This is a genomic window from Streptomyces sp. NPDC033221, from assembly GCF_055577005.1.
In genome coordinates, this window is record NZ_JBVIQN010000029.1 from 86,386 (window position 1) to 99,201 (window position 12,816).

Below are 12,816 nucleotides of genomic sequence, written 5' to 3' on the forward strand. Positions count from 1 at the left end.
CCAGCCCCTGGTGTCACACCTCGAAGGACGTCCGATATATCGGCAATCGGTTGGAGAGCACGGATGGATGATTCCATAGCCGCCGTGGTGCGGGCTACGGTGGCGGAGGTGCTCGGAGTCGAGCCCGGCGACATCGCCGACGACGATCTGCTGCTGGGGCTCCCGTGCGGCGACTCGCTGCGGCTGCTGCAGATCGTCGTGCTCGTTGAGGAACGGACGGGCGTAGAACTGTTCGAAGAGGACCTGCTCATGGCGCGCACTGTGGGCGACCTGGCCAAACTCGCTCAGGGGGTGCCGATATGAGCAGCAGGATCGCCGGCATCACCACCGGCGGTCGCGGGGTTCTGGCCGACCTGGGGCCGGTGGTGGAGGACAATTTGCACCGCCACCTGCGCGAGGCCAGGGAGTGGTTCCCCCACCAGTACATCCCCTGGAGCCGCGGACGCGACTTCGATGGTCCGCAGAACGGCGAACCGTGGGTCCCCGGGCAGTCGCGCCTGTCAAGGGCGGCCCGCGCGTCGCTGCTCCTCGGCGTGCTGACCGAGGACAACCTGCCCAGCTACTACCACATTCTCCTGCGGGCGTTCGGTGAGCGTGCCCCCTGGAGTGACTGGGTGCATCGCTGGACCGCCGAGGAGGGCCGCCATTCCATCGCGCTGCGCGGCTACCTGCTGACCGCACGGGAAGTCGATCCGGTGGCGCTCGAACGTTTTCGCATGCGTCAGCTCACCACGGGGTACCGCTTCGACCAAGACGGGGTCCTGCAGGCCCTCGCTTACACGACGCTGCAGGAGTGGGCGACCCGGGTGGCCCACCGCAACGCGGGTTCGGCCAGCGGTGATCCCGTCTGCGACCGCATGATGGGTCGCATAGCCGCCGACGAGAACCTGCACATGATCTTCTACCGGAACGTGCTGCAGGCCGCGCTGGAACGCGATCCCGATGCCGTCCTCACCGCTGTCGCCGACGTGCTGCCCGGCTTCCGGCTTCCGGGACACGTCTCGGCCGATTTCGCCGCGATGACGCGTGACATCGTCGCCGGGGGCGTCTACGGCGCGCGCATCCACTATGAAGCGGTGGTGGCGCCCTTCGTGCGCAAGCTCGCGCTATTGGACATCGGCGGGCTGCGTCCCGAAGGGCACCAGGCCCAGGAACGCATCGCGCGCTATGTGCGCCATCTGGAACTGGTAGCCGCGCGTGATCTCCCGCCGCGGTGACGTAAGGCGGCCAGTACTCGTAGGACGCGCGTTGCGAGTCGGAAGCCCGAGCGGGCCGGCGTCCGTTTCCGCGCCGTCCCGCTGCTCGCTGTCCGCCGTTATGTGTTCGCATGCTCGGCCAGATAGCGGGTGGTGGCCCGGTAGGCGAGCCGGGCCTCTTCTTCCGAGTCACGGAAAGGGTTGGTGAGTTCGAGGCGGAGCATGCGGCGGTACAGTTCGAGCCCGAGCGGCGGATTCCTGCGCCCGAGCGGGAGGATATGGACGACCGTTCCCTCGGGCACGTGCTGCAGCGCCTCCTGGAACCTCAGCGTCAGGGTGGTATTCACGGGTGGGACTTCCACGCGCGGGGAGAATGGGAACATCGGCCTGAGATCGGTCGCCGGGAGGATGTAGATCGTGCGGGCTCCCAGGCTGAGGGCTCGCCGAAGGGGGACGAGGTCGACCAGTCCCCCGTCGAGGTACCACGTGCCGTCTCGAAAGGCCGGCGGTTGCAGGACGGGGGCCGCGGACGCGGCGAGCAGCGCCGTCAGCAGTTCACCTTTGGAGAACCACTCGATCTGCCCCGAACGCAGGCTGATGCCGGAGCACTGGAAGGGCACCGGCAGGTCCTCAAACCGCCGTATCGGCAGATGGCGCGCCAGTACGACGCGCAGCGCGCGCTGGGTGTCCTCCTGCACCGGAAGCCAGAAGAGGCGTAATACGGCCCTGGTGAACGTACGAGAAAGTCGCGGTGATCCGAGGTATTGCGCCCAGAAGTTGGAAATGGCCGTGAGTCCGCGGCGATCGGGCTGCGCGGCGAAGATCGCCCCCAGCCATGCGCCTGCGGACGAACCCAGGATAAGGTCCGGTCGAATCCCTGACTCGGTCAGCGCGAAGATCATTCCGATCTCCGACGCCACCTCGTTTCCACCACCGCTGAAGACGAACGCAGTTGGGTATTGCCCAGCCATGAGGGCCACGTTAAGCTAATAACTTGACCGTGTGAAGTGCCCATGCAGAACTCGCGGTTGCCGGACCTCGTAGACGCCGTCCCGGGTGAATGCGATCACGCGTCACCGAGGCAATGACGGCATGCCGTTCGGTGATTTCCCGGCGGATTCTGTTTTCCCTGTCAGGAGCGCGAAATAAGGCGTCGTGCCGCGTCCCGGCGTGTAAACGGTCTTGCAACGGTGCGTCGCCCGCAAGCCGAACGAGCCATTCACGAAGCTGACACGAAAGAAGATTGGCCGTGAGCATCGACCACGCTCCCTTACACGACTGGGCCCTCCCCGGACCGATGAACGGCGGTGACGCGTGGATGTGGCGCGTCAGCCGTGATCCCCGACTGCCCATGAACGTCGTCGCGATCTACGTGCTGGCCTCGGCGCCCGACTGGGAGCGGGTGCGAAGGTGCTTCAAGTGGTGCCTGGAAAGGGTGCCCCGGCTGCGTCAGCGCGTCCTGGAGTTCGCCACCGAGACCGGGCCCGCGACATGGTCGCCGGATCCGGAGTTCCGCCTGGACGACCATCTGCGCCGCATCCGGCTCCCCGGGACGGGAGACCGTCGCCAGTTGCTCCACGCCGTCGAGTGGTGGGCCGGACAGGACCTCGACCGGACGCGTGCTCCCTGGGAGGCGACCCTGGTTGAAGGGTACAAGGGAGACAAGGCAGCCCTCATCCTCAAATGGCACCACTGCTTCGCCGACGGTATCGGCATTGTCCAGATGCTCAGGCGGCTGCTGCCGTCGACACCCGAGGCCCGCCAGGACGAGGAGCAACCGTTCGAGTTCGAGGCGATGGCGCGAGCCCACCATCCCGCGCTGACCGGGCTGGACCAACACCTCCAAGCCATGGCCACCGCGATCGCCCAGGAGACCGGGCGCGCCGCCCAGTACTTCTTCGGCAAGGCGCAGACCCTGATGCAAGATCCGACGCCCGCCGCCTGCCGCCCGCCGGACATCACCTGGCCCGCCGGTCAGTACAAACTGCAGCCTGGCTCGGCGCTGCTGCGCCGACGCAGTCTCGGACGCCGGTTCGAAACCGTCGAAGTGCCCGGGTCAGCACTGCGCAGGGCGGCGGAGCGCACCGGGACCAGCACCGCCGCCGTCTTCGTCGCGGCCGTGCTGGGCGCCTGTCAGAAGTACCACAGGCACTTCAACGCCACGGCGGAAAATCTGTCGACGGCCATGCCCGTCAACCTGCGGGATTTCGGGCATCGGGGGCCGGGCAACCACATCGGCGTCATGCTGCTGCGGGGAGCCTTCGGCGACATCGATCCCGCCGCTCGCGTCCGGGCGGTCCACGAGCTGATCAAGCGGGAGCGGAACGACCTCGTTGAGGAGGTGATCCCGCTGGTCAGCGCGATGGCCAGCTGGATTCCCGGGATCGCCCTGCGGATGTCCGCGTACGACATGCTGAGCAAAATCGACTTGTGGGTGAGCAGCGTGCCGGGCTACTCACGGCCGTGCTACATCGCCGGGGCGGAGTTCGTCGAGGACATGACGTTCGCGCCCCGTGCCGGAAGCGCGTGCAACGCCACCATGGTCTCGCACGGGGACACCTCCTGCGTCGCGCTCAACATCGACCCGGCCGCGTTCACCGACCCGTCGCGTTTCCACCAGCTCGTCCAAGAGGAGTTCACCGCTATCTTCGAACCCGAGCCGGACGGGAGTTGGGGGTGAAGCGACTCGACGAGCGCGGCGCGGTCTCGGGCGCCTGGTCGCAACCGACACTCGGCGCGGCGCTGGCCGAAGTCGCCGCTTCCGTATCCCTGCGCGACACGGCCGTGCAGTTCCCGGACGCCGACGCCCGGGCGCGCCGGACGACGCCGGCGGAGCTGGACGAGGCGTCGGCGCGCTTCGCCCGTGCGCTGCTGGAGGAGGGTGTCCGGCCGGGCGACATCGTCGGCGTACTGATGAGCCTCGGCCCCGACCTGCTCAAGGTCCTGTTCGGGATCATGCGGGCGGGCGCGGCCGCGACAGTCCTTCCCGTTGCGCAGGCACCACAGTTGCGGCGGTTCGCCGAGGCCGCCGAAATGCGCACCCTCGTGACCGACAACGCCCACCGAGTCGTGGCGGGCCAGCTGCGGGAGCTCGTGCCGGTGCTGCGCCTCGTGCAGAGTGACATCGACCTGCCCGCAGGACGGGCCCTGCCTCAGGTGGGCGCCGATGATCTCGCGGTCGTGCAGTTCACCTCGGGCAGCACGATGGCGCCGCGCGGGGTCATGCTGCCCCACCGCAATATCCTCGCGGGGCTCGCCGCGATCGCAGTCTCGGCGCAGATGACACCGCGCGATGTCTGGGTGCAGTGGGCGCCGCACTACCACGATCTCGGCCTGTTTGGAATGCTCACCAACATCCTCAACGGCGGCCGCACCCACGCGGTGACGCCGCGGACGTTCGTCCGCCGCCCCGAGGAGTTCCTGAGCCTGCTGTCCGCCGTGGGCGGCACGCTGACGACCGGCCCGAACTTCAGCTACGACCTGATGGTCGACGCGGCGCGTGCGGGACGGATGCCCGACGGGATCGACCTGTCGTCGTGGCGGCTGACGTTCAACGGCGGCGAGCCGATCTCCGTGCGCACCGTCGAACGGTTCACCAAGACGTTCGCGCCCGCCGGCATGGCGCCGTCGGTGATGTACCCGGTGTACGGGATGGCCGAGGCGACCCTGGCGATCGCCTTTCCCCCTCCCGGCGCTCTCCCGGTAACCACGTGGGTCGACCGCGACCTGCTCGGCACGCGGGGAGAGGTCCGTCCGGTATCGCGCGACGACGCGGGGGCGACCGGCCTGGTGCGCGTGGGCACGGCCGTCGAGGGGTTGCAGCTCCGCATCGTCGCGGACGGCGCGGTGTGCGGCGAAAGGCGTCTGGGCGAGATCGAGTTGCGCGGCACCGCGGTCACACCCGGCTACTACCGAAACGAGCACGCGACTGCCGAGCTTTTCCACGAGGGCTGGCTGCGCAGCGGCGACCTCGGGTTCTGGCTGGACGGCAACCTGTACGTCGGAGGCCGCCGCAAGGAGATGGTCATCGCGCACGGCCGCAATTACTTCCCTGCCGACGTGGAGCACTTCGCCCACGAGGTGCCGGGTGTCTACCACGGCCATGTTGTGGCGTTCGCCGACATCGGACCGGACGGCGACGACCGTATCGGACTCGTCGCCGAAACCGACCTTCCGGCGGATGACCGCCCCGTGTTGGCGGAGCGGCTCCGCGGCCATGTCGGCGCCGAACTCGGCGCCGCGCCCTTACGGGTGCACCTCGTCCCGCCCCACTATCTCACCCGCTCCACCAGCGGCAAGTGGCAGCGCCTCGCCGCAGCGCGGCGGCTCGCTACGGACGGGCCGCTGCAGGACTCGCCGCAGGACAGGGAGACGTGAGGAATTCATGCCGAACGACGACGCCCGTCCCGGCGCGGACGACCGTCCCACCGCCCTGGGCGACGAGAGCCCCGCGCGTCCGCTGCCGAAACTTCCGCACGGCTGCTCGCACGCCATCCATGCCGCCCTCGCCGCGCTGCCCGGCCCGATCGACCGGGTTCTGCTGTTCGACGAGCTGCCGACCTGGATCGTCACCGGATACGAAGAGGTCAAGCAAGTCCTCGACGACGACCGGCTGATCAAGGATTGGCTGAGCCTGCCGGACGGGAAGCCGCCCTTCGGGGGGCGCCGCTACCCTGAGGACGGGTACGCGCCCGGGGTGCGGCACCTGTTCGGCCTCGATGCGCCGGACCACACGCGACTACGCCGCGTCACCCAGCACGCGTTCTCCGCCCGGGCCACGGCGCGGTGGCGGCCCCTCATCCGCGCCGAGACGGACCGGCTGCTCGACGCGTTCGTGGCTCGGGGCGGCGGGGAACTCGTCGGCGACGTGTTCGAGCCCCTCAGCGTGCGCGTCCTGTGCGCGATCCTCGGTGTCCCCGACGAGTACCGCGAACTCGTCCGGGAGGGCGGCGCGACGCTGTTCGGGCCGCTGAGCTCGGGCGATCCCCGCTATCTGAGGGTCGTTACCGATGTCCGCAGCATGGCGATGAGACTGCTCCGGCAGTGCCGCAACGCGCCTTCCGACGACCGGCGCGGCGACGACATCGTCACCTTGGCTGCCACGGCGTGGCGCGACGGCACCCTCAGCGCGTCCGAAGCCGTCGGAATCCTCTTCCAGTTCATCGCAGGGAACACCCTCAACACGGTCTCAGTCCTCGCGCACGGTGCGGTCCGGCTGATGGAGGAACCCCAATTGGCCGGCCTGCTGCGCGACAACCCCGTTCTGCTGCGGCCCATCACCGAAGAGCTGCTGCGACTGACGTCGGCCACAGCCTTGTCCACCTGGCGCTTCGCGTCCCGCCCAATGACTATTGCCGGGACCCGGATCGACACCGGCGACGTCGTCCTGGCCGCTCTCGACCACGCCAACCACGACTCCGCCGCGTATCCCGACCCCGACCGCCTGCTGCCCGGGCGGCCCGCTCCCCCTCACCAGGCATTCGGGCACGGCCGCCACTACTGCGCGGGAGCCGAACTCGCCCGCGCGGAGATCCAGACCGTGCTGGTCGCGCTCACCGGGCTCCTGCCACACATGAAACTCGCCGTGCCCGCCGAGCAGCTCCCCTGGTCCCCGCTCAGCTTCTTGCAAGGCATCAGCGCCGTCCCCGTCACAGTCGCACAGAGCGGCACCGGTCGCCGCTCCTGACGGGAAAGGAAAGGGCTTCGGCCTCACGAGGGCAGTCCGCTGGCGCGAAGAACCCGGGCAGTATGGATGCTCGGATCACCGTTCCGTCCGGTACCGACTGGGCGCCGAAATGTGCGGCCATCACCGGGACCTGTGCCCCTCCACCTGCGCACTGGGCGGCAGACAAGCCGGTGATGGCGGCGCGCCGAGATGGTCGTCAGCGTCACGCCCGAGAATATGGAACAAACGGCCAGTGGGTCTCCGTGTGATGCCTCACGGGGCGATGGGGCCGTTCTTCTTGTCCGGGTGCGCGGCCAGGACGTAGCGGGTGGCGGAGTGGTTGGACAGGCCGAAGAGCTGCATCAGCCGGACGGGATCGGCGCTGTGGCGTGCTTCGTCGTAGATCCGGTCGATGCGCAGGACGCTGGGCGGCAGCCCGAGCCGTCGGAAGGTCTTGTAGACCGTGTCGGCACTGATGGGTGGGCCGGAGTCGTCAACGGCTGTGTTGCGGGTGACGAACAGGTGGGGGTTGGAGCTGTCGGGCCAGCGTCGGTGACGGTGGTGTTCCCAGGCGGTGGCCAGGCGCAGGGTGAAGGCGTCGAGGTAGACCAGGTGGTCGCTGTGGCCCGGCCGGCGTAGGCGTAGTCGGCCCTTGCTGCGGTCGAGGTCGCCGTGCAGGAGGCGGGTGAGTTGTCCGGGCAGGAGGGCGTGGATGGCGACGAGGGCGGTCATGAGGCGGTCGCGCGGGTCGTCGAGTTGGTCCAGTAGGCCGGCGATGCGGTCGGCGGGCAGTGAGGCGGGCAGCGGTCGGCTGATGGTGAGCGAGATGTTGCGGGCGGGGTCGCGGAAGACGAGGCGTTCGCGTTTGAGGGCCCGGAACAGGGACCGTAGTGCGGTGTGCAGGCGGTGGGCTTGATCGCCGCACAGCGGGTCCAGGACGCCCTCGATGTGCTCCGTGGTGATCTGGCGGGGGTCGGTGAGGCCAGCGGCGCTCCAGGCGTGGACGGTGGGCAGGACGGTGACCACGTAGTTCTCGACCGTCTTGGGCCTGCGGGGCCGGCTGGGGATGCTGCTTTGTCCGGTGAGGACGTCGATGAAGGTGTGGAGCGCGGCGGCGAAGGCCGGCTGGCTGACGGAGCAGGCGTGGTGGCGGGCGCGGGCGATGTTGGGTTCCTGGGGTGGTTGGGGTTCCAGGAGCCCGCGCAGGCGCAGGTAGTTGAGGACGCGGGCACCGTTCAGGCTGGGGCGCAGGGAGGCCAGGGCCCGGATGTCCGTCTCGCGGATGAGCAGCTCGGTGCCGAGGTGGCCGGTCACGATGCGCAGCGTGCGGATGTTGCCATTGAAGGCGTTGGTGTTCCAGCCGCGGCTGCGCATGTAGGTGGTGAAGTCGGCCACCAGGGCGGCGGCCGCTTCGGTCAGGGCGGGCGGGTGGGTGGTGTCCAGGCGGGACCAGTCCCTGGGCGGGGCCGCAAAGAGCTCCAGCTGGGCCGGGTCGAGAAGATGCTCGGACAGGCGGCGCTGGGCTGCGGCCCGGGCGCGGCGGCGTTTGAGGTCGAAGCGGCCGTGGTGTGCTGCCGTACCCGGAGGCATAGGTCCGGTGGCCAGTGCGGCGGCGTGGAGGCCGGCGAACCACAGCTGATCGCCGCCCACCATCGCGACCTGGGCGGCGTCGACCTCGGTCTCGGCGACGACGATCCGGCACCTGCGGCACATGCCTCCGCTGAGCAGCAATGTGCGGTGACAGCGTTCGCACTCGGTCTCGCTGCCGCCGTGTTTGCGGATCTCAGTGCACCAGCTTGTGCACGGCGCACACAGGGTCCGGCGGTCGTTCGCCCAGGCCAGGCAGTGCGTGCACTGTCCCCGCAGCTCCGGGGCGCGCTGCCCGCCCTGGCGGGTGGGCCCGGTGCCGCGGGGCGGGACCAGACGGGCAGGGGGAGGCGATGCAAGCAGACCGGCCCGCTGCAGAGCCTGCCCGAGGACCGGGTCGTAGTACAGGAGGCCGTGCAGGGCCTCGGCGGCGACCTGGTGCTGGTCGGGGTCGCGGGCCGACAGGGCCAGGCGGGCGAAGCCCTCCAACCGCCAGATCCACATCGTGCGGACCTTGATGCGGCGTTCGTCCGCCATCAGCCGCAGGTGCCCGGCGACGGCCTCGAAGCCGGGGACGTGCCGGTCGCGGATGCGGGCCGCATGGGTACGGGCGAACCGGCGAGCCGGGGTGGCAAAGAGCCCCAGCTGCCCGGGAACCTGAGGCGTACAGATGCGGGGATCGTCCTGGAGCGGCTCGGGAGACCGGGCCCGTAACCAGGCGGGAACGCTGTAGCGCCGCCCCGGCTTGCCCTGGGGCATCCGGACCGGCCGGGCCTCGGGCAGGGAAATTCCCTCAATGCCCAGCACGAGCTGGCGTGGCCGGCCCGGGGCGAGGTCCTCGCCGCGGAGCTCGCCCCAGGCCCAGGGATCGTCCTCGCCCAGGCGGGCCGCCAAGAGGCAGGGCGCGCACACGCCCGACCGCGTCACCGGAACACTCCAGGCGCAGCGGCGGCACCGTGCCTGGCTCCAGCCGTCCCGGCCCGCAGCCACCCGGCGCCACGCCCACGCGCACCACGGGCACAGCGTCTTCCCGTTCACCGCTCCCCAGCCCGCACACATTGCGCACGACCCCAGCCGAGCAAATCCCCTGATCATGGCCTGACCCGCGTCAGTTCGGCGGCAGCGGGCGCCGGGCCCCGCCGCTGCCCGGGCGGGGAACCGGGCGCACGGGCCTGCTCTCGCCGACCGCCCGCTGCTCGCTCTCCGGGCGTTGCTCGGCTGCCGCGACCGGCTCGGCTTCCATCAGGTCGGCGACCGTGCAGTGCAGGGCGGCACAGATCTTGTCCAGGTCCTCCAGCCGGACAGTGACCGGCTTGTTCGACCACAGGGCGGCCACCTTGCTCAACGACGGGGTGAACCCCACCTGGCGGAAGGCCGCCTGCAACTGGGTCGGACGCCAGATGTCGCGCTTGGCCGCAGCCCAGCGCAGATTCCACTTCACCGGATCACGCCTCCGTGCTCAGCCGGCGAACCGCTCGCCGGGACGACTCCAGGCTCGCCCGCTCCGGATCGCCCTTCGCGGTCGCCAGGTACCCGACCGTGGTGGAGGCCCAGACATGACCGAGCAAAACCTGCACGTCCCACAACGGCATCCCCCGCTCATAGTTGTGGGTCGCGCACGCGTGCCGCAGCAGATGCGGAAACAGCACATCGACCGGTCCTCGCAGATAATCGCGCGAGGCCATCTTCAGCGCCCGCCGGAATGTGTCGGGCCCCACCGGCGGCGCGAGCAGCCCCTCCATGCCGGCCAGCGAATTCGCCAGCCGCTCGGACGGGAACAGCGGCGCCCGCGGATCACAGGGATCATCGGGAAACTCACCCCGCACTACTTCGACGTACCACCACAACAGCGCGCGGCCCTCCTCGAAGAGGAAGGCTTCCCGGTCACGCGGGCCGGAGCCGCCGGCGCCCTTGCCGTGGACCAGGAACCGGCCCCACTGGCCGTTCTCCCAGTGCACCTCCCCCAGCTGTACCTGGCACAGCTCCTTCGCCCGGACCCCGGAGATGTACGTCAGCTTCGACATCACATAGTTGCGGACCGCCACGGGATACTTCCGCGCCCGCGGCAGAGCCGCGCGCCACGCGCCACGCGGCGAAGAACTCTTTCGTCGCCCGCGCCGACGGCGGAATACGCAGCCCGAAATCACCGCGGTGAACGGGCCGGTTGAACGCATCGACCGGCGACTGGACCACCGCGCCGAAGCGCCGGTGAATCTCGCCGGCGTACCGCTGCTCCAGGAAGGCGTAGTAGAGATCGATCCGATTGATCTTCGAGCGGATCGTGTTGTGCCGCGGGCGCCTACCTGGGCCCGCGAAGTACTGGTCCAGCTGCCGTGAGCTCAGATGCCAGGGCATGACGTCGTAGTACGAACAGATCTCCAGCACCGGCTGGACCAGCGACTCCAGTGTCCGCGGCGACAGCCCTGCGACATCGCGGGCCCACACGTACTCGGCGAGGGAATCCTGGAACACCGCACGTTCTGCTTCCGCAGATGCGGTCGCCGCACTCTGCCGCTGCAGCGTCAGCACATCGGCCAGCCACACGATCGGGTGAAGCATCGACCACCGGCCCCGACCTGCATGAACAGCCATAACTTTCACATAGCACCCCGGAGGGAACCCGTCGGCACTCCAGTTCGGGGCAGGCACCGGTGGAGTTGAAGCTGAACAGGCCGGGCTTGGCGCCGCTGGCCTGGGCGAAGGCGGTGCGGATGGCGTCCATGACCCCCACCCAGGTGACGGGAGTGGAGCGGGAGGAAGACCCGATGACCTGCTGGTCGATGAAGACCGCCTCGGGATGCTGGGCGCGCAGTACGTTGCTGATGAGGGTGGATTTGCCGGAGCCGGCCACGCCGGTGACGGCGGTCAGAACGCGGGTGGGGATCTCGACGCTGACGTTCTTGAGGTTGTGCAGATGCGCCTTGGTGATCTTCAGTTTGCCGGTGGGGGTGCGCACATCGGTCTTGAGCGGGATGGCGGCATCGAGGTGGCGGCCGGTGGGGGTCTTGGCGCGGCGCAGTTGCGCCGCGGTGCCCTGGAAGATGACCTGTCCGCCGTGGGTGCCGGCGCCGGGGCCCATGTCGATGATGTGGTCGGCGCGGGTGATCACGTCGCGGTCGTGCTCGACGATCAGGAGGGTGTGGCCCTGGTCGCGGAGCTGGGTGAGCAGGTCGTTGATGCGGTGGACGTCGCGGGGGTGCAGGCCGGTGGAGGGTTCGTCGAAGATGTAGGTCATGCCGGTGAGGCTGGAGCCGAGGTTGCGCACGATTTTCAGGCGTTGGGCCTCGCCGCCGGAGAGGGTGCCGGTCTCCCGGCCGAGGTGGAGGTAGCCCAGTCCGATCTGTTCGATGCGCTCCGGGGCGTGGACGGCGGCCTGGGCGAGCGGTGTGCCGAGCGGGTGGTCGACTTTGCCCAGGACGTCGATGAGGTCGGTGACTTCCATGGCCATGTGGTCGGCGATGCCGTGTCCGTTGATCTTCGTCTTCAGCGCGGCTGCGTTGAGGCGGGCACCGTGGCAGGTGGGGCATTCGCCCTCGGTGGTGAACTCCTCCACCGCCTGGCGGGTGCGCTGGGAGAGTGTGGACAGGTCGCGGTTGAGGTAGAGGCGGTGGAAGCGGTCCAGGATGCCCTCGTCATCGACGCTCTTGGCCGCTCCGCCTGCCGGGGTCTTTGGGCCGCGGCCGTGCAGGAGGATGTGCCACTCGGCCTTCGTGTACTTCTTCAGCTGTTTGCCGGTATCCAACGTCCCGGAGCGGGTGAGCAGGGACCACTGAACGCCGCCGACGTTGAACAGGGGGAAGCGCAGTGCCCCGCTGTCCAGGGACTGCTCCTGGTCGAAAAACCTCTCCAGGTCGGGCTGGATGGTGTAGCCCAGGCCCTGGCAAGTGGGGCAGGTGCCGGTGGGGTCGTTGAAGGAATAGGCCGTCGACATGCCGGCGCTGGGCCACCCGGCGCGGGAGAACAGCAGCCGGATCAGGGAGGCGATGTCCGTGATGGTGCCCACCGTGGAGCGTGAGCCGCCGCCCAGCGGCTTCTGGTCGACCACGATCGCCGGGGAAAGGTCCTCAATGAGGTCGGCTTCGGGTTTCTCGTACTTCGGCAGCCGGTTGCGGACGAAGAAGGGGAACGTTTCGTTCAAATGCCGCTGCGATTCGACCGCGATGGTGTCGAAGACGATGGAGGATTTACCGGAACCGGACACCCCGGTGAAGACGGTGATGACACCCTTGGGGCCGCGCAGCGAAACATCCTGGAGGTTATGGACGCGGGCGCCGGTGATGACGATCTCGCCGTGCGCAGATGTCTTACGGGACATGGCGGTGCTTTCTGGCTGGCTGGGGGCGTGCGGGCGGGGTGGCGGCCTGGGGC

The 12,816-nt window shown here is 69.2% G+C and carries 10 protein-coding genes; 5 read left to right on the top strand and 5 right to left on the bottom strand.

Annotation, left to right across the window (positions count from 1 at the left end):
- Positions 1–63: 63 nt before the first annotated feature.
- Positions 64–303 carry an acyl carrier protein gene (locus tag ACZ53K_RS30835; RefSeq protein ID WP_468842929.1) on the top strand — a complete coding sequence of 80 codons (240 nt, stop codon included), beginning with the start codon at positions 64–66 and terminating at the stop codon, positions 301–303.
- Positions 300–1,217, top strand: coding sequence for an acyl-ACP desaturase (locus tag ACZ53K_RS30840; RefSeq protein WP_468842932.1), 918 nt, complete (start codon positions 300–302; stop codon positions 1,215–1,217). The genes ACZ53K_RS30835 and ACZ53K_RS30840 overlap by 4 nt, the downstream gene beginning before the upstream one ends.
- A gap of 98 nt (positions 1,218–1,315) precedes the next feature.
- Here ACZ53K_RS30840 and ACZ53K_RS30845 read toward each other — a convergent pair whose 3' ends face one another.
- Entirely contained in the window at positions 1,316–2,167 is an 852-nt protein-coding gene (locus ACZ53K_RS30845; protein WP_468842935.1) for a patatin-like phospholipase family protein, read from the bottom strand.
- A 278-nt stretch (positions 2,168–2,445) separates the two neighbouring features.
- Between ACZ53K_RS30845 and ACZ53K_RS30850 the strand changes: the two genes are divergently transcribed.
- From ACZ53K_RS30850 to ACZ53K_RS30860, 3 genes are read left to right on the top strand one after another with little or no spacing between them, the layout of a single operon-like run.
- Positions 2,446–3,876 (top strand): wax ester/triacylglycerol synthase domain-containing protein, encoded by a 1,431-nt coding sequence (locus ACZ53K_RS30850; RefSeq protein ID WP_468842938.1) that lies wholly within the window; start codon positions 2,446–2,448, stop codon positions 3,874–3,876.
- On the top strand, positions 3,873–5,573 hold the full coding sequence (locus ACZ53K_RS30855) for an AMP-binding protein (RefSeq protein WP_468842941.1): 1,701 nt from the start codon (positions 3,873–3,875) through the stop codon (positions 5,571–5,573). Before ACZ53K_RS30850 ends, ACZ53K_RS30855 begins: the two co-directional genes overlap by 4 nt.
- 7 nt (positions 5,574–5,580) lie before the next feature.
- Positions 5,581–6,882: a cytochrome P450 gene (locus tag ACZ53K_RS30860; protein ID WP_468842944.1), complete on the top strand. Its 1,302-nt coding sequence runs from the start codon at positions 5,581–5,583 to the stop codon at positions 6,880–6,882.
- 252 nt (positions 6,883–7,134) lie between these two features.
- Here the strand turns inward: ACZ53K_RS30860 and ACZ53K_RS30865 are convergent, their stop codons facing one another.
- The 4 genes from ACZ53K_RS30865 to ACZ53K_RS30880 all read right to left on the bottom strand — a co-directional run bounded on the left by ACZ53K_RS30865 (position 7,135) and on the right by ACZ53K_RS30880 (position 12,763).
- Positions 7,135–9,375 (bottom strand): site-specific integrase, encoded by a 2,241-nt coding sequence (locus ACZ53K_RS30865; RefSeq protein WP_468842947.1) that lies wholly within the window; start codon positions 9,373–9,375, stop codon positions 7,135–7,137.
- Positions 9,376–9,556: 181 nt separating this feature from the next.
- A complete protein-coding gene (locus ACZ53K_RS30870; protein WP_359305146.1) occupies positions 9,557–9,889 on the bottom strand; it encodes a helix-turn-helix domain-containing protein in 333 nt (110 codons plus the stop codon).
- A 4-nt stretch (positions 9,890–9,893) separates the two neighbouring features.
- Positions 9,894–10,493, bottom strand: a complete 600-nt coding sequence (locus tag ACZ53K_RS30875) for a site-specific integrase (RefSeq protein ID WP_468842952.1) — start codon at positions 10,491–10,493, stop codon at positions 9,894–9,896.
- Between the two features lie 254 nt (positions 10,494–10,747).
- The gene (locus tag ACZ53K_RS30880; RefSeq protein WP_468842955.1) at positions 10,748–12,763 is read right to left on the bottom strand and encodes an excinuclease ABC subunit UvrA; all 2,016 of its coding nucleotides are present in this window, start codon (positions 12,761–12,763) and stop codon (positions 10,748–10,750) included.
- Positions 12,764–12,816 lie beyond the last annotated feature (53 nt).